General features: G+C 45.8%; 25 protein-coding genes. 8 read left to right on the top strand and 17 right to left on the bottom strand.

Annotated elements, in window-relative coordinates; all coding sequences use genetic code 11:
* Positions 1-244: 244 nt before the first annotated feature.
* The 11 genes from bfr to fkpA all read right to left on the bottom strand — a co-directional run bounded on the left by bfr (position 245) and on the right by fkpA (position 8,731).
* Entirely contained in the window at positions 245-727 is a 483-nt protein-coding gene (gene bfr / locus AC6I7V_RS12450) for a bacterioferritin (RefSeq protein WP_255229793.1), read from the bottom strand.
* An 80-nt stretch (positions 728-807) separates the two neighbouring features.
* The gene (locus tag AC6I7V_RS12455) at positions 808-996 is read right to left on the bottom strand and encodes a (2Fe-2S)-binding protein (RefSeq protein ID WP_255229792.1); all 189 of its coding nucleotides are present in this window, start codon (positions 994-996) and stop codon (positions 808-810) included.
* A 316-nt stretch (positions 997-1,312) separates the two neighbouring features.
* On the bottom strand, positions 1,313-2,497 hold the full coding sequence (gene tuf / locus AC6I7V_RS12460; RefSeq protein WP_255229664.1) for an elongation factor Tu: 1,185 nt from the start codon (positions 2,495-2,497) through the stop codon (positions 1,313-1,315).
* Between the two features lie 147 nt (positions 2,498-2,644).
* Positions 2,645-4,741, bottom strand: a complete 2,097-nt coding sequence (gene fusA / locus AC6I7V_RS12465; protein ID WP_261882167.1) for an elongation factor G — start codon at positions 4,739-4,741, stop codon at positions 2,645-2,647.
* 151 nt (positions 4,742-4,892) lie between these two features.
* Entirely contained in the window at positions 4,893-5,363 is a 471-nt protein-coding gene (rpsG, locus tag AC6I7V_RS12470) for a 30S ribosomal protein S7 (protein ID WP_004737195.1), read from the bottom strand.
* Between the two features lie 97 nt (positions 5,364-5,460).
* Positions 5,461-5,835 carry a 30S ribosomal protein S12 gene (rpsL, locus tag AC6I7V_RS12475; protein ID WP_004399892.1) on the bottom strand — a complete coding sequence of 125 codons (375 nt, stop codon included), beginning with the start codon at positions 5,833-5,835 and terminating at the stop codon, positions 5,461-5,463.
* Positions 5,836-6,016: 181 nt separating this feature from the next.
* Complete coding sequence (gene tusB, locus AC6I7V_RS12480) at positions 6,017-6,292, bottom strand: sulfurtransferase complex subunit TusB (protein ID WP_255229787.1); 276 nt, start codon at positions 6,290-6,292, stop codon at positions 6,017-6,019.
* A gap of 9 nt (positions 6,293-6,301) precedes the next feature.
* A complete protein-coding gene (gene tusC / locus AC6I7V_RS12485; RefSeq protein ID WP_255229785.1) occupies positions 6,302-6,658 on the bottom strand; it encodes a sulfurtransferase complex subunit TusC in 357 nt (118 codons plus the stop codon).
* Positions 6,655-7,053, bottom strand: coding sequence for a sulfurtransferase complex subunit TusD (gene tusD, locus AC6I7V_RS12490; RefSeq protein ID WP_261882169.1), 399 nt, complete (start codon positions 7,051-7,053; stop codon positions 6,655-6,657). The genes tusC and tusD overlap by 4 nt, the downstream gene beginning before the upstream one ends.
* Positions 7,050-7,772: a helix-turn-helix transcriptional regulator gene (locus AC6I7V_RS12495; RefSeq protein ID WP_032550043.1), complete on the bottom strand. Its 723-nt coding sequence runs from the start codon at positions 7,770-7,772 to the stop codon at positions 7,050-7,052. The genes tusD and AC6I7V_RS12495 overlap by 4 nt, the downstream gene beginning before the upstream one ends.
* A 182-nt stretch (positions 7,773-7,954) precedes the next feature.
* A complete protein-coding gene (gene fkpA / locus AC6I7V_RS12500; RefSeq protein ID WP_498010963.1) occupies positions 7,955-8,731 on the bottom strand; it encodes an FKBP-type peptidyl-prolyl cis-trans isomerase in 777 nt (258 codons plus the stop codon).
* A gap of 131 nt (positions 8,732-8,862) precedes the next feature.
* Between fkpA and AC6I7V_RS12505 the strand changes: the two genes are divergently transcribed.
* Positions 8,863-9,840, top strand: coding sequence for a WD40 repeat domain-containing protein (locus AC6I7V_RS12505; protein WP_498010964.1), 978 nt, complete (start codon positions 8,863-8,865; stop codon positions 9,838-9,840).
* 5 nt (positions 9,841-9,845) lie between these two features.
* A complete protein-coding gene (locus tag AC6I7V_RS12510) occupies positions 9,846-10,073 on the top strand; it encodes a SlyX family protein (RefSeq protein ID WP_032550040.1) in 228 nt (75 codons plus the stop codon).
* A gap of 110 nt (positions 10,074-10,183) precedes the next feature.
* Here AC6I7V_RS12510 and AC6I7V_RS12515 read toward each other — a convergent pair whose 3' ends face one another.
* The 5 genes from AC6I7V_RS12515 to kefG all read right to left on the bottom strand — a co-directional run bounded on the left by AC6I7V_RS12515 (position 10,184) and on the right by kefG (position 14,719).
* Positions 10,184-11,149 carry an isoaspartyl peptidase/L-asparaginase family protein gene (locus AC6I7V_RS12515; RefSeq protein ID WP_255229781.1) on the bottom strand — a complete coding sequence of 322 codons (966 nt, stop codon included), beginning with the start codon at positions 11,147-11,149 and terminating at the stop codon, positions 10,184-10,186.
* 229 nt (positions 11,150-11,378) lie between these two features.
* Positions 11,379-11,969, bottom strand: a complete 591-nt coding sequence (gene slyD / locus AC6I7V_RS12520; RefSeq protein WP_498010965.1) for a peptidylprolyl isomerase — start codon at positions 11,967-11,969, stop codon at positions 11,379-11,381.
* Between the two features lie 94 nt (positions 11,970-12,063).
* On the bottom strand, positions 12,064-12,264 hold the full coding sequence (locus AC6I7V_RS12525; protein ID WP_255229779.1) for a YheV family putative zinc ribbon protein: 201 nt from the start codon (positions 12,262-12,264) through the stop codon (positions 12,064-12,066).
* A 71-nt stretch (positions 12,265-12,335) separates the two neighbouring features.
* Entirely contained in the window at positions 12,336-14,132 is a 1,797-nt protein-coding gene (kefB, locus tag AC6I7V_RS12530; protein WP_261882172.1) for a glutathione-regulated potassium-efflux system protein KefB, read from the bottom strand.
* The gene (gene kefG, locus AC6I7V_RS12535; protein ID WP_498010966.1) at positions 14,132-14,719 is read right to left on the bottom strand and encodes a glutathione-regulated potassium-efflux system ancillary protein KefG; all 588 of its coding nucleotides are present in this window, start codon (positions 14,717-14,719) and stop codon (positions 14,132-14,134) included. Before kefG ends, kefB begins: the two co-directional genes overlap by 1 nt.
* A gap of 170 nt (positions 14,720-14,889) precedes the next feature.
* Here kefG and AC6I7V_RS12540 point away from each other — a divergent pair, with 170 nt between their 5' ends.
* From AC6I7V_RS12540 to crp, 6 genes are all read left to right on the top strand, one after another.
* Positions 14,890-16,812: an ABC transporter ATP-binding protein gene (locus tag AC6I7V_RS12540; RefSeq protein ID WP_032550032.1), complete on the top strand. Its 1,923-nt coding sequence runs from the start codon at positions 14,890-14,892 to the stop codon at positions 16,810-16,812.
* Positions 16,809-17,297 (top strand): TIGR02444 family protein, encoded by a 489-nt coding sequence (locus tag AC6I7V_RS12545; RefSeq protein ID WP_498010967.1) that lies wholly within the window; start codon positions 16,809-16,811, stop codon positions 17,295-17,297. The genes AC6I7V_RS12540 and AC6I7V_RS12545 overlap by 4 nt, the downstream gene beginning before the upstream one ends.
* A gap of 142 nt (positions 17,298-17,439) precedes the next feature.
* Positions 17,440-18,417, top strand: a complete 978-nt coding sequence (locus AC6I7V_RS12550; RefSeq protein ID WP_255229775.1) for a hydrolase — start codon at positions 17,440-17,442, stop codon at positions 18,415-18,417.
* Positions 18,418-18,501: 84 nt separating this feature from the next.
* Positions 18,502-18,714 (top strand): YheU family protein, encoded by a 213-nt coding sequence (locus AC6I7V_RS12555; RefSeq protein ID WP_255229774.1) that lies wholly within the window; start codon positions 18,502-18,504, stop codon positions 18,712-18,714.
* Positions 18,715-18,791: 77 nt separating this feature from the next.
* Positions 18,792-19,661, top strand: a complete 870-nt coding sequence (locus tag AC6I7V_RS12560; RefSeq protein ID WP_255229773.1) for a phosphoribulokinase — start codon at positions 18,792-18,794, stop codon at positions 19,659-19,661.
* Between the two features lie 241 nt (positions 19,662-19,902).
* Positions 19,903-20,535, top strand: coding sequence for a cAMP-activated global transcriptional regulator CRP (crp, locus tag AC6I7V_RS12565; RefSeq protein WP_004410522.1), 633 nt, complete (start codon positions 19,903-19,905; stop codon positions 20,533-20,535).
* Positions 20,536-20,712: 177 nt separating this feature from the next.
* Here crp and AC6I7V_RS12570 read toward each other — a convergent pair whose 3' ends face one another.
* Entirely contained in the window at positions 20,713-21,504 is a 792-nt protein-coding gene (locus AC6I7V_RS12570) for a DUF1338 domain-containing protein (RefSeq protein WP_498010968.1), read from the bottom strand.
* Positions 21,505-21,675: the final 171 nt, after the last annotated feature.

The raw sequence follows: 21,675 nt of genomic DNA on the forward strand, positions 1-21,675 counted from the left end.
GTATACATTACTAGGCAAAGCCTACTCCTCAGTGCTCATTGGTTCACAACCAGCTTAAGCCAGTGCGGTGCATTATACAGATCACACTTTAACTTGCAAGCTGTGTTTGAAAAATAATCGCAGAATCTATTGAGAGGGGTGATTGGAGGATTTCTAGTCCTTGGTAGTGCCCTACCGCCTGAAAAAGAAATGCAAGGTAGCCACTAGGATGCGTCTGAGCAGCTACCCTTGTTATCGATATTTTTTAGCCTTCGTCTTCATCGACATATTGTGCTTGAAGGTAATTTTGGATTCCTGTCATTTTGATAAGGCCGAGTTGAGTTTCTAACCAATCGACATGCTCTTCTTCATCTTCCAATATCTCGAGAAACAGATCCCGTGATACATAATCATGGATATCTTCCGCATAAGCGATGGCATTTTTCAGATCGGGAATTGCCTCCATCTCCAATGCAAGATCGCACTCTAGCATCTCTTGTGTATCTTCCCCTATTTTGAGTTTGCCTAGATCTTGCAGATTGGGTAGCCCTTCAAGAAATAAGATCCGTTCTATCAGGTGGTCGGCATGTTTCATCTCATCGATAGATTCATGGTACTCCTTATCAGCCAAATGCTTTAGACCCCAGTCTTTATACATTCGCGCATGAAGGAAATATTGATTAATGGCAACCAACTCGTTACCAAGGATTTTATTGAGATGTTGAATTATGATTGGATCGCCTTTCATGAGCACACTCTCCTCTTCGGTTCATTTAACTGTAGAACCAAATCGAGAAGTGTCAAAAAGCTTGGTTGAGTTTTAAGTAACTAACCAACTTGCTTAAACAGTGTAGCGGCGCTTTCGTTGATGATTTCTTTTGCTGAACGTACACACTTTCCGCATTGACTGCCGAGTGCCGTACATTTCTTAATTCCTTTTATATCGGTAATGCCCTCTTCGACAACGAGTTTTCGGATTTTTTTATCCGATACCCCATGGCATAAACACACGTACATATTAAAACCTAAACGTCTAACTTGAACTAAATATAAACAGCAATCATTCTTATTACCAGTATTATCTATTTTAACTGTTAGACCGTTTTGTTATAGAAAAATCGAATTTTTACAGGCGGGAACACTTAGCTATACAGGGTTAAAGCTACATTATGCTAAGTAGTTGTATTGTTTGAGGTTAGTCGTATGCATCAATAACGTCTTTCAATATTTTTTTATAACCACTTGTCATTTTTGGTAAATAAAAAAGGGAAGCCGAAGCCTCCCTTTTTATGATGCGCCTCTTCTAATGAAGAGAGAGCAAAATCATTCGTTATTAAGCGAAGATTTTAGCTACAACACCAGCACCTACAGTACGGCCACCTTCACGGATAGCGAAACGTAGGCCTTCGTCCATTGCGATTGGAGCGATTAGCTCAACAGTCATTTGAACGTTGTCACCTGGCATTACCATTTCTACGCCTTCTGGTAGAGTGATGTCGCCTGTTACGTCAGTTGTACGGAAGTAGAACTGTGGACGGTAACCTTTGAAGAAAGGTGTGTGACGGCCGCCTTCGTCTTTAGAAAGTACGTATACTTCAGACTCGAACTTAGTGTGTGGGTTGATAGAGCCTTTAGCTGCTAGTACTTGACCACGTTCAACTTCGTCACGCTTAGTACCACGTAGAAGTGCACCAACGTTCTCACCTGCACGACCTTCGTCAAGAAGCTTACGGAACATCTCAACACCAGTACAAGTAGTCATTGTTGTTTCTTTGATACCAACGATTTCTACTTCGTCACCTACACGTAGGATACCACGCTCGATACGACCAGTTACAACAGTACCACGACCTTGGATCGAGAATACGTCTTCGATTGGTAGTAGGAACGGTTGGTCTACTGCACGCTCTGGCTCTGGGATGTAAGAATCTAGAGCTTCTGCTAGCTCAACGATCTTGTCTTCCCATTGCTTCTCGCCGTTTAGTGCGCCAAGAGCTGAACCTTGGATTACTGGTAGGTCATCACCTGGGAATTCGTACTCAGAAAGAAGTTCACGAACTTCCATTTCTACTAGTTCTAGTAGCTCTTCGTCATCTACCATGTCACATTTGTTCATGAATACGATGATGTAAGGGATACCAACTTGACGACCAAGTAGGATGTGCTCACGAGTTTGAGGCATTGGGCCGTCAGTCGCAGCAACAACTAGGATACCGCCGTCCATTTGTGCAGCACCAGTGATCATGTTTTTAACATAATCCGCGTGTCCTGGACAGTCTACGTGTGCGTAGTGACGTGTTGGAGTGTCGTACTCAACGTGAGAAGTTGCGATTGTGATACCGCGCTCACGCTCTTCTGGAGCGTTATCGATAGATGCGAAGTCTTTCGCTTCACCACCGTACACTTTTGCAAGTGTAGTACAGATAGCAGCAGTTAGAGTTGTTTTACCGTGGTCAACGTGGCCGATAGTACCAACGTTTACGTGCGGTTTCGTACGTTCAAATTTTTCTTTAGACACGATCGTGTTCCTTCCTAGTTATGATTCGCCACGACCATTATTGGTCGAGACGCGCCAGAAATTGCTATTTTATGCGCCAACTCTCGTTAGCGCAATATTTGGACGCATTAGATCTTTCAAAAAATGAAAAAAATGCATCCCTTTTGTTTAACCACGCTCTGCAATGATTGCTTTTGCAACATTGTTTGGCACTTCAGCGTACTCACTAAACTCCATCGAGTAAGAAGCACGACCTTGTGTCGCAGAACGTAAATCAGTTGAGTAACCGAACATGACAGACAACGGAACTTGTGCACGAATTATCTTCAGGCCAGCTGTACCCTCGTCCATACCTTCGATGATGCCGCGACGACGGTTAATATCGCCAACAACGTCACCCATCCAGTCTTCTGGAGTAGTTACTTCAACTTTCATCATAGGCTCAAGCAAAACTGGTTGCGCTTCAAGTGCACCCGTTCTGAAAGCCATAGAGGCAGCGATTGTAAACGCCATCTCACTTGAATCTGTTTCATGGTAAGAACCATCGTATAGTGTAGCTTTGATATCCAAAACAGGATAGCCAGCAAGCACACCATTGTTCATCTGCTCTTCAACGCCTTTAGCAACTGAAGCGATAAACTCTTTAGGCACTGTACCATCGGCAATTTCATCCACGAAGACAAAGCCTTCGCCAACTTCTGATGGTTCAAGTTTCAGCCATACGTGACCGTACTGACCTTTACCACCGTGTTCACGGATAAATTTACCTTCCGCTTTCGCTGTACCACGAATTGTTTCACGGTAAGCCACTTGCGGGTTACCAACGTTGCAGTTCACGCTAAATTCGCGCTTCATACGATCAACGATGATATCTAAGTGTAGTTCACCCATACCAGAAATCAGTGTCTGGCCTGTTTCGTCGTCCATATCAACGCGGAACGATGGGTCTTCTGCTGCTAGTTTAGCTAGAGCGATCGTCATTTTATCTTGATCGGCTTGTGAGCTTGGCTCTACAACGATCTGGATAACTGGGTCTGGGAACTCCATGCGCTCAAGAATAATCTTATGGTTCTGGTCACACAGGGTTTCACCCGTCGTCACTTCTTTTAGGCCGATGATCGCTGCGATGTCACCAGCTCGAACTTCTTTTACTTCTTCACGCTTGTTTGAGTGCATTTGTACAATGCGCCCTAGGCGTTCACGTTGTTTCTTCACTGAGTTGTAAGCCGTTTTACCGCTTTCAACTACACCCGAATAAACACGAATGAAAGTCAAAGTGCCAACGAATGGGTCGCTTGCGATCTTGAAGGCAAGTGCAGAGAACGGTTCGTTATCATCTGCGTGGCGCTCTACTTCGTTCTCGTCTTCATCGATACCTTTGATTGCCGGTACATCGACTGGAGAAGGAAGGAAATCAACCACAGCATCAAGAACAGCTTGTACACCTTTGTTTTTGAATGCACTACCACAAGTTGCTAGTACGATTTCATTGTTAAGGGTACGAGTACGAAGACCTTGTTTGATCTCTTCTTCTGATAGCTCACCTTCTTCAAGGTATTTGTCCATCAGTTCTTCAGAGGCTTCAGCCGCAGCTTCAATAAGTTCTGTACGGTACTCTTCAGCCATTTCTTGCATGTCTGCAGGAATGTCTTCGTATGTGAACGTCATGCCTTGGTCAGCTTCGTTCCAGTTGATTGCCTTCATCTTGATAAGATCGACAACGCCTTGGAAGTTCTCTTCAGCACCAATGTTCAATTGAATTGGAACAGGTGTCGCGCCTAGGCGATCCTTGATCTGTTCAATGACACGCAGGAAGTCTGCGCCTGTACGGTCCATTTTGTTAACGAAAACCATACGTGGAACTTGGTATTTGTCAGCTTGACGCCATACTGTCTCTGATTGAGGTTCAACACCAGATGAACCACAGAACACAACAACTGCACCATCAAGTACACGTAGAGAACGTTCTACTTCAATCGTGAAGTCAACGTGTCCAGGGGTGTCGATGATGTTGATACGGTGATCTGGGAATTGAGCTTCCATACCACGCCAAAACGTAGTAGTTGCTGCTGAAGTGATTGTGATACCACGTTCTTGCTCTTGCTCCATCCAGTCCATGGTTGCTGCACCATCGTGAACTTCGCCGATTTTATGGGAAAGACCGGTATAGAACAGAATACGTTCACTTGTGGTTGTTTTACCTGCATCTACGTGAGCAACAATACCGATATTGCGGTAGCGCTCAATAGGAGTTTTACGAGCCACGGTTGAATCCTCTTTACTTAGAGACTTAGGGACTATTGCTATGCCCAAATGAGTTACTAAAAAAGCATCCCTCTAGAAATAGCAATAGTTCCTAGCATACGCATAGGAACTAAAGAAGTGCTGCAAGGAACCTTGCAGCACTGAAAAGGTATTACCAACGGTAATGTGCGAACGCTTTGTTTGCGTCAGCCATGCGGTGAACGTCTTCACGTTTCTTAACCGCAGTACCTTTGTTCTCAGACGCGTCTAGCATTTCAGCTGCTAGGCGTTGAGCCATAGATTTTTCACCACGCTTGCGCGCAGCTTCAACTACCCAACGCATAGCAAGTGCGTTACGGCGAACCGGACGAACTTCTACAGGTACTTGGTAAGTTGAACCACCTACACGACGAGATTTAACCTCTACCGCTGGGCGAACATTTTCAAGAGCTTCTTCAAATACAGCTAAGTGATCTTTACCAGATTTCTCAGCCATTGCATCTAGTGCAGTGTAAACGATTTTTTCTGCAGTAGATTTCTTACCGTCAACCATAAGGATGTTAACGAATTTTGCCAGCAGTTCAGATTTGAACTTTGGATCTGGAAGGATCTTACGCTGACCGATGACGCGACGACGTGGCATGGATTTTCTCCGTTGTCTTCTTCAGGTTATCCAAAACTTTTCAGTTTCTTCAAAAATTAAAATTAATTTAGTGTTTGGCCTTACTTAACGGATACCATTAAGATTTTGGACGCTTAACACCGTACTTAGAACGACCTTGCTTACGGTCGTTAACGCCAGCACAGTCTAGTGCGCCGCGAACTGTGTGGTAACGAACACCCGGAAGGTCTTTTACACGACCGCCACGGATTAGAACAACACTGTGCTCTTGAAGGTTGTGACCTTCACCGCCGATGTACGAAGTTACTTCGAAACCGTTAGTTAGACGTACACGACATACTTTACGTAGTGCCGAGTTAGGTTTTTTAGGTGTAGTAGTGTAAACACGAGTACATACACCACGTTTTTGTGGACACGCTTCTAGTGCAGGCACGTTGCTTTTAACAACTTGCTTTGCACGAGGCTTACGTACCAACTGGTTAATAGTTGCCATTAACTAGCTCCTGAAATTTACTTGAAAGTAAGCTTTGTGAAAAATCTATCCCTAACTACACATGGCAATTAGGGACGCAAAATTCTATTCAGCAGTGGGATGTGTGTCAAGAAATATACAGATCTTTTTTAGCCATCTAGAGCTAAGGATGCTCTATTTGGTCAATGAAAGCGGTAAAGACTTACCAAGTGATGGATTGTTGGTGCTGTTCGGTGAGCGCAACGAAGCCCGAGTAATCCACTTTTGTTAGTGATTTCGACACCAGATTTTGCAAACCACGGCTGTTAAGATCGGGCTCGAGCACAGACATATCTTCGATATCCATTAACGTCTGCGTAAGCTCGTGGCTTGGCAATATTGCGTAAACCGCATCTTCCATTAACAGTAAGTGTTCACCCGGTTGGCGATAGGCGAGCGCGAGCTTGAGCTTTTCGATCGTCTTAATGATGTGCAGCATATTAAACCTTTAAAATGTGAGTATCTGGTCGCATTGGGCAAATTGCTGCGCCATAGCGCTTGGTGCCAGTGTTTGTGTATCGATAACGAGTTGCTCACTCGATAACCCAAAGCGCTGTAAGCTCTGTTCACACACGTAAACCTGCTCTATATCGTAGAGCTCCATCAACTTAAACGCCGCAATGTAATCGCGAGACAAAGACTCACCTGGCTGCTGTTGTTCAAGCAATTGTGTGACGCCATTACCGACGAAGAACACCGAAATTTCTTCGGTATAAGCGGATGCCGCCAGCAGTGCGTCAAGGCCTTCTCTGCCCGATGCTGTGCTATGAGGAAAGCTGTTAAATACGTACCCTAACTTCTTCAAAACTGTACTACCCTATCTTGAGTCAACATCGCCTCTGCAAGACTGCCTAGCCCCGCTTGCTCAAAACCCTCTGCCAAATTGTGATTTTCAAGCTGATGTTGATTCGCTTCGTCTTGACTGACCACGCCTCGACGTAGCGCTGCTGCTACGCAAGTTTCTAGGCGAACTTCATGTTGTGATGCCAGTTTTTGCCATGCTCCAACAAGATCGAATTCATCATTCGCTGGTACAGTTAACGCTGAGCCATTGCTCACCCCATCTTGATAAAAGAAGACACTCTTTAGTTGGTGCCCTCTCTCTAGCAAAGCAAGCGCAAACTGGTAGGCATTTTTTGCAGATTGGGAGCCGTAGATTGGCCCATTAACTAACAAGGTATACGTTAGGCTTGAACTCAACTCTCATCATCCTCTGTTTTGCGCTGACGGATATACAGGTAAACCGTATGTTTGGAGATGTTTAGGCGCTCGGCAACGCGGTTAATCGCATCTTTAATATCAAAGATGCCTTTGTCGTAAAGCTCCATCACGATCTGACGGTTCTTAGTGTTGTTCGATACCGACTTGTCTGCATTGATCTCTTCGATTGTGCGCTCTACGGTTTGGTCTACCAGCTCTTCAACATCACTCGCGAAATTCACTGAAGACGCCGCTTCATCTGCATCTTGCGTTGGCATGAAAGATTGCAGTACTTGTGAGAACGGAGCATCAAGATTGACGTTGATACAAAGCAGGCCGATAACTCGGTCGTCGCCATTACGGATAGCTACCGTAATCGACTTCATTAGCACGCCACCCTTTGCGCGCGTAAAGTATGAACGCGAGAAGTTACGCTTAGAGCCTTCAATATCTTTGAGCATCTTCAACGCTAAATCGGTGATTGGAGAACCAACCTGACGCCCGGTATTCTCACCGTTGGCAATTTTTATCGCAGAAGTATTGAGATCTTCTAGCGAGTGCAAAACGATTTCACAAAACGGACCAATAAGACTTGCGATGCCATCCACAACGGCTTCATAAGATCTTAGAATGATTTTATCGTGTTCACTGAATGGCATGACATTGACTGATTCCATTTCAAGTAACACATCCGCATTGACTGTTTCTGTAGTAGTCACTTAATTCCTTACCTTCGTGTGAAAAATCAACAAATTTATGTAAGTTTATCAGAAATTTTTAATTGCACACCTAGCTAACATTACAACTAGTGATTTAGAACAAGTTAAAAAACCAATTACTCAAAATGACAGCATAAAAAAAGGCCTAACTGAGTTAGGCCTTAGAACGCTTTGTGAAACGATTATTGTGCAGCTGTTTCTTCTGCGTTATCAATCTTCAGTAGCTCAACTTCAAATACCAGCGTTGAGTTCGCAGGGATTGTCGGTGTGTCTTGCTCACCGTACGCTAGCTCTGGCGGAATAACGAATTTGTACTTAGAACCCACTTGCATTAGCTGTACGCCTTCAGTCCAGCCTGGGATTACACGGTTTAGCGGGAATGTTGCTGGTTCGCCACGATCGTACGAACTATCAAACTGAGTACCGTCGGTTAGCGTGCCTTTGTAGTGGACTTGTACCGTGTCAGTATCTTTCGGAGACTCACCTTCTGCCGGTGTCATGACTTGGTATAGTAGACCAGAGTCAGTTTTTTGAACGCCTTCTGTTTTCTCAAACTCAGCACGGAAGTCATCACCGGCTTTCTTAGTTGCTGCTGATTTCTCTGCTGCTTGAGCTTGCATTGTTTCTGCGACGCGCTGATCAAGCGCTTCTAGTGCCGAGCGAGTCTCGTCTTCGTTTAGTGCAGTGTTGCCAGCAAATACATCTTCGATACCTTTCAGTACCATCTCTTTGTTTAGGTTGATGCCTAGTTCGCTTGGCTTATCAATGCTTGTGCTTAGGTAGTTTGCAAATGAAACACCGATCGCGTAAGCCGCTTTGTCGTCTTCTGTTTTAAAGTTTACTGCTTCAACTTTCACTTCTTCGACTTGAGGAGCTTCTGCCTTTGGTTCTTCTTTCTGACAACCAACTGCTAGCATAACCGTCGCGGCAAGCAGTGATACTTTTAAAACTGATTTCATTGAATACTCCAATTAATGGCCAAGCCATTGGTTATTGTGCACAAATCTAATGATTAGATTGGTGTGAATACGTTAGTTATAACAATATACTAGTTCTATGTCTTCTGACACAAACCGGATTATTGGACGTGATGCGAATATTTTTTCACTCGTTACTATATGCAATTGTCATCACTCTGTTAAATGGGTGTTTTTTCTTCCAACAGAATGATCAACGTTGGGATATTGAACCCAATGGTGCCACCAGCTTTGCGTTAAGTAGAGACGGTCGCTTTGCTCTGCTCTATTCTCAGAAGAAACACTTGCTACTGTGGGATCTCGCAGAGAATCAAGAACTCGCCCAACTTGGAGAACAAGACCAAGAGAGCTCGCCCGTTACACGCATCAAAATCTCGGACAATGGTCGCTATGCGGTGACAGCCAGTCAGATGAACTTTGCCGTTTGGGACCTAACTTGGACGCAAGCCGAAGGGCTTTGGTCTATCTCTGACGGATTGATCCGCGATGTCGACATCTCCAGTAACGGCGAGAAAGTCCTACTCGGGTTATCAAACGGTAAAGCCATCTACGTGGACTTAGTCACTGGTCGCCGCTTAGAGTTCCTTGCTCATCGAGAAAAAGTCAATTCCGTCTCGCTTTCGTCCAATGGCCGTTATGCGCTTTCTGGTGGCAACGACTACAAAGCCTACCTTTGGGATACAGAAACAGGGCTGGTTTTGCGTACCTTCGAGCACGAGCAGCGCGTGGTGCGAGTCGTACTCCAGCGGGATGGTGAACTGGCTTTTACCTCCGATGGTGGAAACCAGGCCATAGTGTGGGATCTTGAAACAGGTGAACCACAAGCGGAGCTACAAAGCTGGTCACGGCAACTGATCTTCTCAACCGCTCGCTTCTCTGATGATGGTCAGCAGCTCGTCACGGGTACACCATCAAGCCAAGTCAGTATTTGGGATACGCAGACCGGCAAGCGTATCGCTCGCTACGAAGCGGAGCCGTTAAAAGATACTCGCCCTCCTCGTGCGGTAGTGTATGATGCAACCTTTGATAATCAGAGCCGTGTAATATCGGGAACATCAGCGGGCATCGCCCAAGCTTGGAACGTGGATTAAGAACGATGACAGAAAAGCTAGTTGAACAACTAGAGAGCCGAGTGAATGACCTTGAGTGTCAGCTGGCTTTCCAAGAACAGACCATTGAAGAACTCAATGAAGCACTGAGCCAACAACAATTGCTGATCACTAAGATGCAAGACCAAATGAAATATGTCGTCGGTAAGGTTAAGAATATCGACGGCTCAAATCTGGCTGACGCATCCGAAGAGACACCACCGCCACACTACTGATACTCAAATATCGGCAGTGAGAATTGCTGTGAATGCAAAAAGGGTGACTCATGGTCACCCTTTTTGTTTTAAATAAGTCAGTTAATGCTCAACCCTGCCGATAAGTCCGTTTAATCATCGGCGTAGATTTTCACTTCTACGGTACCATCTACATCAACACTCGCACGATACATACCTGAGCTGTTCATGCCGAAGTGAATCTCACCTTGGCTATCAATGGCGATTAAGCCACCTTCTCCGCCCATCTCTTTCAATTCACCCTGAATGATATGTTCACAAGCCGTATGTACATCTTCTTTCAAGTAACGCATGCGCGCCGCCACGTCACTGGCGACCATTTTACGCAGAAAGAACTCACCCATTCCTGTGGTTGAAACGGCAACATTGCCATTCTCAGCAATGGTTCCTGCACCTATGATTGGTGAGTCGCCGACACGACCGTACTTCTTATTCGTTACGCCACCGGTACTGGTCGCTGCAGCGAGGTTACCCGCTTGGTCTAATGCCACAGCACCTACCGTGCCGTACTTTTTATCGTCTGGATATTTGCCGTCTTGCTGTTCATCGTATTTCGCCTCAGACAACGCGAAGATACCTTTCTCTTTCATCGACTGCAGCTGGTCGTAGCGGCGCTCGGTGAAGAAGTAATCTTGCTCAGTAAAGGTATAGTCATGTTCAAAGGCAAACTTCTCTGCCCCTTCACCAATCAGTAATACGTGATCGCTTTTCAGCATCACATCGCGAGCCAGTTCGATCGGGTTTTTAATATGGCGCACGCCAGCAATGGCACCCGCATCCATCTCTTTACCATGCATAACGGACGCATCCATCTCAACAAACTCATCATGCGTAAGCACGGAGCCTTTACCCGCATTGAAGTGTGGACTGTCTTCCATCACTTTAACCGCAGCCACTACCGCACCCAGTGCATCACCACCCGACTGTAGAATTTGATGGCCTGCCAATACGGACTTTTCTAACGCTTCGACAATGCCAGCTTTTAGCTCATCACTCATCTGCTCTCGTAAAATCGTCCCCGCACCACCATGTATCGCGATAGAAAAAGGGTGTGACATAGATGCTCTCCATTTATCAGTCTGGGTATTTTGCTTACCAATACCATATTCACCCAGCTGTGTCTGATAAAGGCGAATAATTTAGGCCAACCAAGCCCGAAGTGTCTGACCCAACAGTCACTACGTAAGACGGCTTCAACAAAGTAAGTCCGTATCGAAAACGCCCATACAGTAGATACGAAAAAGCCTCCACGAGGGAGGCTTTCTATATTCAGCTTGGGTTCACTGATTAGTGAGAACCGCAGCTACCGCCACCGCAGCAGCCTTCTTTTTTCTCTTCACCATGGTCGTGACCTTCGCCACCACAGCAACCGCCTTCGTGATCATGGTCGTGGCCGTGACCGCCACAGCCGCCTTCTTGGTGAACGTGACCGTGTTGAATCTCTTCTTCAGTCGCTTCACGAACCGCTACCACTTCAACATCGAACGTCAGAGTTTGGCCAGCTAGCATGTGGTTGCCGTCTACAACAACTTCGTCGCCGTCAACTTCAGTCACTTCTACTGGGATTGGACCTTGGTCTGTATCTGCTAGGAAACGCATACCCACTTCGATCTGCTCAACACCTTGGAATACGTCTGCTGGTACACGTTGAACAAGTGCATCGTTATGTTCGCCGTAAGCTTCTTCTGGTGCAACTGTCGCAGAGAACTTATCGCCTGCAACTTTACCTTCAAGCTCTTTTTCAAGACCTGTGATTAGGTTGTTATGACCGTGAAGGTAATCTAGTGGAGCTTCTGCAGTTGATTGGTCAACTACTACGCCATCTTCAAGTTTCACTTGATATGCAACACTAACTACTACGTTCTTTTCAATTTTCATGAGAGCTCCAAGGAGGTTTGGACTAAGCTCCAACAATTGAGCTTAGGAAAAATTCTGTACCGGGACATTATGGGGATCAATTAACGAAACACAATCATTCCGGCTTAAAAATACCGATCATTTCTTGATTCGCGTGTTCAGATTTCTCTACAGTTTTCGGTTTACGTTGCTCTGTAAAGTCGCAATCAACACACTCCACCAGCTCAATATTGTTCTCTACCCACCAGCGTAGGGTATCTTGAGCGTTACAGCTTGGGCAGCTAGCGCCAGCAATAAAGCGTTTTTTCTGTTTCACGTTATCTATCCTTTACAACTTGGATGCGTGCCATTTCATTATGGCTGTTATCTTATAATTTTATCGGCAGCTTACTGCCAGTAGTTTCGAGATTGGTGATCATTTTCCATTTCATGCCCAAAAATCTCTTCCAACTCTTTGCGGGCCTCTTTAGCCCTTTGTGCTAATTCAGCATCTTCACTGTGCTGAGGAAGAAGCTCTTTTAACATAGCGTTGTCGAGCTTGCGGAAATGCGCCTCAGCACGTTTCGCTTTATACGGATGCATCCCCAGCTCAGTCAGAGCTTGTCTACCTAAGTCTAACGCCCCTAAGAAGGTTTCACGAGAGTAGTTCGTCACACCGTGGTTCAATAGTTGGTACGCTTCGACACGACTTCGAGCACGTGCCAAGATTTTTAAGCGCGGAAAATGCTGACGACATAAATCGACGGTTTTCATGATTTCGTCTGGAGAGTCGGTACACAAGATAATGGCTTCAGCTCTGTCAGCGCCCGCTGCACGTAAGAGTTCTAAATGCGTTGAGTCACCATAAAAGACTTTATAACCGAACTTACGCAAGATATGGATTTGGCTCGCATCGCTCTCAAGAATAGTCACACGAATCTTATTGGCATACATCAAGCGACCAATGATCTGACCAAAACGACCAAAACCCGCGATGATCACGCGAGGGCTGCGATCCACCACGTCAGAAGAGATCGCATTCTCACTGATTTGATTCAATTGACGCGCAAAAAACTTATCTTGCAGCTTGAGCATCAGTGGCGTGGTGACCATCGATAGACTCACAACGACCAGCAGGAATGAGACCTGTTCTAGACTCAAGATGCCTTGAGCGCTCGCTGCCGTAAAAATAACAAAAGCAAACTCACCACCTTGACTCAAGATCATCGCCATACGGCTACGTGCCTTCGCTTGTGTGCCAAAAATACGGGCAAGTACATAAAGCACAAGGCCTTTCATCACAACCAGCGCAGATACCGCTATCAAAATTGCAAACGGACTTTCAGCAAGCAGGCCTAGATTTACTGCCATGCCCACAGAGATAAAGAACAGACCGAGAAGCAGTCCTTTAAACGGCTCAATTGCGATCTCCAACTCGTGTCGGTATTCACTCTCAGCCAATAACACACCCGCTAAGAAGGTGCCAAGTGCCATCGACAATCCAATCTGCTGCATCATAACCGCAATACCAATCACTAGCAGCAGTGCTGCAACGGTAAACAGTTCACGTACACCACTCAAGACTACATAACGAAACAGAGGGCGCAGTAGGAAGTGACCACCGATCAACAACCCCACCACTCCAGCAAGCATCCACAACATATCGCCCCAACTACCACCGGTATTGCCCGCAAGCAATGGCAGCAGCGCCAACATTGGTATTACCGCAATATCTTGAAACAGCAATACAGCAAAACCCGATTGCCCCGCCTCTTTGCCGCTCAATTCACGCTCTTCAATAACGCGCAGCGCAATGGCGGTAGACGAGAGTGCTAGACCCATACCGATAACCAAGCTGGTTTGCCAGTTCAGACCAAAGAGACACGCTACCGCTGTGATAAGTAGTGTTGTTATGACAACTTGGGCGCCACCTAGCCCTAATATTGGCCCCCGCATAGTCCAAAGTTTTTTAGGATTGAGTTCGAGGCCAATGAGAAACAGCAGCAGCACCACACCCAACTCGGAGAAATGAAGAATCGATTCAACGTCACTAATAAGTCCAAGCCCCCAAGGACCAATCGCCACACCCGCCAAAAGATAACCTAAAACCGAGCCTAAACCAGCACGCTGAGCAATCGGCACCGCGACGACAGCAGCCGACAAGAAGATCACGCTGCTTTGGAGGAATTCATTGGTTAATGCCATTACTGAGCCTCCTCTTGGTTCTCTTCAAGAAGTTGCAACGGGTCCCTTAACCAATTGCGGTATGACTCGGCATGTTGGTAACGCGTCAGGTCTGATACGTTTCGCGCCCAATGCAAAACCAGAGGCTCTAGCCAATGCATTTGACATAGGGCCGCCGTTAACTCAAAAGGTTGCAAGATCTCTTGTAGTGGATATCTATTATAGCCCGAAGCACCAAATGCCTCCTCTTTACCACCTGTCGTGATCACACTGCGCCAGTACTTGCCTTTCAATGCACTCTGCTCACCAAACGCAAAACCTTTACTCAGTACGCGATCAAACCACTCTTTGAGTAAAGCAGGACAAGAGTACATAAACAGAGGGTGTTGGAAGACGATGATGTCATGTTCAAGAAGCAATTCATGTTCCGATGGAACATCAATAAAGAAGTCCGGATAGGCCGCATAGAGATCATGAATTTTAACATGACCGAGCGACTCAATTTTTTTCAACATGACTTGGTTAGCAATAGAGGTTTGAGGCTCTGGGTGCGCAAAAATCACCAAGACCTTGGGTACTGTGTTATTTGTAGATAACAAATCACTCATTCCTTTGAAACATTCCTTACAGGGCAAACGGTGGCAATGCCAAGAAAATTCTAACAAAAGTTATTAATATGTTATTGGCATCATAACCCAATTTGCATTGTGATCGACTTTTATCTGGTTTCCGCCTACTATGCAGGCGTCTGTTCACCTCTTAATTCATTGCGATTTCTATGATTACTTTCTCGGATATTCAACTACTGCGCGGCGGTAAACCTCTGCTTGACCAAGCATCTGCAACTCTACACCCTGGCGACAAGGTGGGTTTAGTCGGTAAAAACGGTTGTGGTAAGTCCACACTGTTCGCTCTCATTAAAGATGAGCTATCGATTGATGCCGGATCTTTCAGCAAACCCGCACACTGGGAGCTGGCATGGGTAGCACAAGAGACACCAGCACTCGAGAGAACCGCAATTGAGTATGTGATTGATGGTGATCGTGAATATCGCGGTTTAGAAGAGCAACTGCTTAAAGCAGAGCAAGCCGATAACGGTACATTGGTGGCCGAGATTCACGGCAAGATAGAAACCATTGGCGGCTACAGCATCAAAGCAAGAGCGGCAGAACTACTGGACGGTTTAGGCTTCAGCCAAGACCAAATGAGTTGGAACCTGACGCAGTTTTCCGGTGGTTGGCGTATGCGATTGAACTTAGCGCAGGCTCTATTGTGTCGCAGTGACCTACTGCTACTCGATGAACCGACCAACCACTTGGATTTAGATGCTGTGATGTGGCTAGAACGCTGGCTGCAAACCTACCCTGGCACACTTATCCTGATCTCGCACGATAGGGACTTCCTAGATCCAATCGTCAACCGAATCGTTCACGTTGAGAACCAGAAACTCAATGAGTACACGGGTAACTACTCTTCTTTCGAAAACCAACGTGCCCAGAAATTAGTCCTGCAACAAGCGATGTATCAGAAGCAACAGAAGCAGATGGCGCACATGCAGAGCTACATCGACCGCTTCCGCTACAAAGCATCGAAAGCACGCCAAGCACAGAGCCGTATCAAGGCACTCGAAAAGATGGAGCAAGTACTGCCAGCTCAATTTGATAACCCATTCAGTTTCGAATTTAGAGAGCCTGATGCCCTACCAAATCCTATTTTGATGATGGATGAAGTGTCCGCAGGCTACGGCGATAATCTGATCCTCGAGAAGATCCGCTTAAACCTTGTTCCTGGTAGCCGCATTGGTCTACTCGGTCGCAACGGTGCGGGTAAATCGACCTTGATCAAGCTACTTTCTGGTGAGCTGAAACAACAAGCCGGTGAGCTTAGCTACTCGCAAGGTGTCAAAATTGGTTACTTTGCACAGCATCAACTAGAAACCCTGCATCCAGAAGAGACGCCACTGCAACATATGATGCAGATTGCCCCAAAGCATACTGAGCAACAACTGCGTGATTACTTAGGCAGCTTTGGTTTCCAAGGAGATAAAGCGCTGGATAAGGTCGCACCTTTCTCTGGTGGAGAAAAAGCGCGCTTGGTGCTGGCTCTGCTGGTTTGGCAAAAACCGAATCTATTACTACTCGATGAACCAACCAACCACCTAGACTTAGACATGCGCCAAGCACTCACCATGGCATTGCAAACCTTCGAGGGCGCAATGGTGATTGTATCGCACGATAGATACCTACTGCGTGCGACAACCGATGATTTATACCTAGTGCATGACCGTCAGGTCGCGCCTTTCGACGGTGATCTAAACGACTATTACAAATGGCTCACTGATCAGCAAAAAATCGAGCGTAAAGAGGCACAGGCGCAAGCACCAGCCAAAGATGGCACCAACAGTGCTGCCGCCAAAAAAGAGCAAAAACGCCGTGAGGCAGAATTCAGAAAACTGACCGCCCCGCTGCGCAAAAAACTGACTCAGTTCGAGAAGCAAATGGATAAGTTCACTGCGGATCTAGAGGAAGCTGAACAGCAATTGTCTGACACTTCTCTGTATGAAGCCGAAAATAAAGCTAAACTTAATCAAGTACTCGCACTACAAGCCACCAGTAAATCTCAACTGGAAGAGGTTGAAATGGAGTGGATGTCTGTTCAAGAAGAGCTTGAGCAGATGGAACAAGATATGGAAAACTTATGAGTTCAGAGCATGCACCGACAACGCTGACGCTAGAGAGACTGTGGCAATTTAGTCTCAGTTATTACAGTGCTCGCGGCGTTAAAGATGCATGTCTGACCCTACAAAACCAATATCATGGTAACGTCAATCTACTGCTGCTCCTTAAATGGTTAGACGAGCAGAAATTGACCTTCAAAGATACTGAGTGGCACAACATTCAACGGTGTTTGAGTCGCTCAGAATCCCTACTGCTCAGTTATCGAGAACTGCGTAAAAACCTCAAACCTCACGTGGTCGACTCACTGTATCGAGAAGCACTGCAGTTCGAACTTCAACTCGAAAAACAACAACAATCGGATCTGGTCGACTGTATCAATCGCCTTCCGCTGACATTAAACCCAGATAGACCACTAGTGCTGCAGTACTGTCGCTTGCTTTCTGCCGAGTCTCTATATGAGTTCTTTTCAGAACCACTGTCACCCGAAAAGCATAGCGTAAATAATTAGATACTTATTTTTCAATACATTAGCTGCGTCAATTCTTGGTCAACACTCATCACTCACCACTTGCACACCGAGTCAAGATAGACCAAGCTCAAAGAGAAACACGAGTGATATCTCAACCCCAGAGAATGATGGAACCTCTACTATGACAATTTTTACCGCTGCGACTGGCCTATCTAACCCCCACCTTCAGACTTTGGTCCCTAGGTTTATTCGTAAACAGGCACTGTTCCACCCTCACTGGCAAACACTTGAAACTCCAGACCATGACTTTCTCGATTTAGCCTGGAGTGAAGATCCGAATAAAGAAGGGCTCGATAGCAAACCAATTTTCGTGCTCTTTCATGGTCTTGAAGGCAGTTTTGAGAGTCCCTACGCTAACGGTCTTATGAACGCCTTCGCCGAAGATGGATGGTTATCGGTAATGATGCATTTTCGTGGCTGCAGCGGTAAGCCCAACCGCCTAGCTCGTGCGTATCACTCCGGAGAAGTGGAAGATGCCCGCTTTTTCCTAAGAAACTTACATGCTCAGTTCCCTAATAATCCTAAGGTGGCGGTCGGAATCTCCCTAGGCGGTAACATGTTGGCCAACTACCTCGTTGAGTACGCGGATGATCCGCTACTCTCTGCAGCAACGATCGTATCAGCGCCATTTGATCTTGCCAGTTGCTCAAGTCGAATTGAACAAGGATTCTCTAAGGTCTACAAACAGTATTTGCTGAACTCACTTAAATCTAACGCGCTCAAGAAAGAGAATCTGCTTGCAGAAAAGTTAGGCATCACCGCAAACACGATCAAGAAAATCGAGAAGTTGTATGAGTTCGACGATTTGATCACTGCGCCTCTGCATGGCTTTAAGAATGCGCAAGATTACTACGCGCAATGTTCTGCACTACCAAAGCTTAATCGTATTAAGTTACCTACGCAGATCATTCACGCTAAGGACGATCCTTTCATGACCGATGATGTGATTCCGAAATTCATTCTGCCGGATAACATTGATTACCGACTATTCCAGAAAGGTGGACACGTTGGCTTCATTACCGGTAGCACCTTCAACCCTAAATTTTGGTTGGAAGAAGCACTGCCGGCCTACTATGAAAGTATTCAGGATTCGGCATAATAGCGCCACATTGAGGTCAACATTCAAACACTGAACCTCAGTAACCTTTAAACATATCCATGAACATAAAAGAGAGATGTATTTATGATCATTCCATGGCAAGAGATCGCCCCTGAAACTTTAGAAAACCTCATCAAGGAGTTCGTGCTCAGAGAAGGCACCGACTACGGTGATGTTGAGATCTCACTGCAATCCAAAATCGACCAAGTAAAACAGCAATTGCAATCTGGGGAAGCGAGTATTGTTTTTTCTGAACTGCACGAAACCGTCGATATCCAACTCACAAAACGCTTCTAGGCTGCCATAAAAAAATAGCCGTGTTATAGTGGAAAACGATTGCTAACAAGTAAGTTATTCTAACGACAAGGGTTGTCATGTCCGCTAAACATCCAATTATTGCGGTTACGGGTTCTTCAGGAGCCGGTACCACCACTACCTCAGAAGCCTTCCGAAAAATGTTCAATATGATGGACGTGAAGGCTGCTTGGGTTGAAGGGGATAGTTTTCACCGCTTCACTCGACCAGAGATGGACGTCGAGATCCGCAAAGCGCGTGAGCAAGGGAAACACATCAGCTACTTCGGTCCGCAAGCCAACGATTTCGGAGCATTAGAAGAGTTTTTCCGCAAATACGGTAATGAAGGTACAGGACAGGTTAGACGCTACCTACACACCTTTGACGAAGCAGTACCTTACAATCAAATGCCAGGCACTTTTACTCCTTGGCAAGAGATCCCAGAAAACTCTGATGTGATGTTTTACGAAGGCCTACATGGTGGGGTTGTCGATGGTGATGTCAATGTATCGCAACATGTTGACCTGCTGATTGGCATGGTGCCCATCGTTAACCTAGAGTGGATTCAAAAATTCGTCCGAGATACACGTGATCGCGGGCACTCACGTGAAGCGGTGATGGATTCCATTGTTCGTTCAATGGACGACTATCTCAACTACATCACTCCACAGTTTTCGCGTACCCATATCAATTTTCAGCGAGTACCGACTGTTGATACTTCCAACCCACTTAACGCAAAAGGCATCCCTAGTCTTGACGAAAGTTTCGTAGTTATTCGTCTGCGTGGTATCAAAAACGTCGACTTCCCGTACCTGCTCGCTATGATTGATGGCTCATTTATGTCTCGTCACAATACACTCGTTGTGCCTGGCGGGAAAATGAGCTTTGCTATGGAGCTCATTGTAAGACCAATCTTACAACAGCTCATTGAAACGGGAAAAATCGGCTAACGGAATGGCGTTCTGGTTGATTACTTTTCATACCGTGATCATGTGCACAATTTTGCGTAAAAAATCGTAGCTAGGTCACGATTAAAATCAAGAAATAGTGACTGAAAAAGGATACTATTCTTAACCGAAACACAAGATAGCTTGCAGCACAGAACAAGTGTTCTTATCCTAAGAAGTCAAATTCAGGCTTAGCTAAAATATGGAAAGCGGCAAGCATACCCTGCAGAGGAAGTGAGATATTATGGTTCTAGGTAAACCTCAAACCGATCCAACATTAGAGTGGTTCCTTTCACACTGTCATATTCATAAGTACCCTTCAAAGAGTACTCTGATTCACGCTGGTGAAAAGGCAGAGACCCTGTACTACATCGTGAAAGGTTCTGTGGCAGTTCTTATCAAAGACGAAGAAGGTAAGGAGATGATTCTTTCTTACCTAAACCAAGGCGACTTTATCGGCGAGCTTGGCCTATTCGAAGAAGACCAAGAGCGTACTGCATGGGTTCGTGCAAAATCTCCTTGTGAAGTTGCAGAGATTTCTTTCAAGAAATTCCGTCAACTTATCCAAGTGAACCCAGACATCCTGATGCGTCTTTCTGCTCAAATGGCAAGCCGTCTACAAGTTACCAGCCAAAAAGTTGGTGACTTAGCGTTCCTTGACGTTACTGGCCGTATTGCACAAACGCTACTAAACCTAGCGAAACAACCTGATGCGATGACTCACCCAGATGGCATGCAAATCAAGATCACTCGTCAAGAGATCGGTCAGATTGTTGGCTGTTCGCGTGAGACTGTAGGTCGTATCTTGAAGATGCTAGAAGAGCAAAACCTAATTTCTGCTCACGGTAAAACTATCGTTGTTTACGGTACGCGTTAATCTCGATTAACCGATAAAAATTCAAAAGCCACCAAATGCGAATTTGGTGGCTTTTTCTTTATCGATTGAAGATACGAGATACGAGATACGAGGTACGAATGGAACACATAAGGCTTTCGCCTTGTTAAGCGAAGCGTACCCGTATCTCTAGAGTCAAACGCGTGCTCATATCTTTCTTTAACCGTTGGTACTCTCAAAGATTTTGTCAGCCGATGCTGCAACAAAACCGGTGTAGAGATCGCCATTCGCCATTGGGTAGCGCTTAGCAAACTCATAGAAGCCACCAGGCACCAATTCAGTTCCCTCAGAGAACTCTACCTTCACTTTATCTGCCATTGTTGATGACTGCTCTAACAGCACCTCTGGAGAGCCTTTCACTTGGCCGCCAACACTGTTGATTGTAAAACCGGACTCACTCAAATGACCATTCACGGCTTGCACTTCAGAGAACGCATTTAACTGGTTCACACTCACGGTAAAGTGGTTAGCACCATAACCATGCGCGGACAACCAAGACGCGTATTCGCTCTCTGTCGCCAGTTGTTTGTAATCTTGGAAATCCAAGTCCCACAGACGACCGCCATATAGGAAATCTTGCCCCTCTAGCTTGCTTGCATCCACTTGCGCAACCAACTTAGCCACGATCGCTTGTAGCTCTACCGAACACTCTTCCACTTTCAGCTCACTAATGAACACTTTGGGTTGGGTTGGATCTGGGTGTTCAAAGTGCTTAGCCACGAGTTTCTTGCTTTCAAACAGGTAGTCACCACACGCTTTGTAACCAAGTGCTAAGAAAGGTTTAGCCAGCGTCTCGATCCCCAAAGGCGCAACATTAAACGTACGCAACGCAATGTGATCATTGATAAGGTCTTCCTCTTCTTTCAACAGCTGATGTACCTTCTCAGCAGATGGGCAGAGGCGTTCGATGTAGTCATCCCAGAGGGATTTGAACAGTAGATCGGGTGTCATGGTGACTCCTTGTCGGGTTCTAGCAAGCTCAAGCTAGAGAGTTGGATTAGAAAGAGTGTGGCTGCGAGACAAAGTCAGCAGCCATCAGCTTGTGACATACTTATTTTATTGTTATATCTCGCTAGGTCAGACGCCCAGCGAATAATCCAAAGGAGGTCAAACTTCCCTACC

Source organism: Vibrio sp. KUL70, from assembly GCF_059725515.1.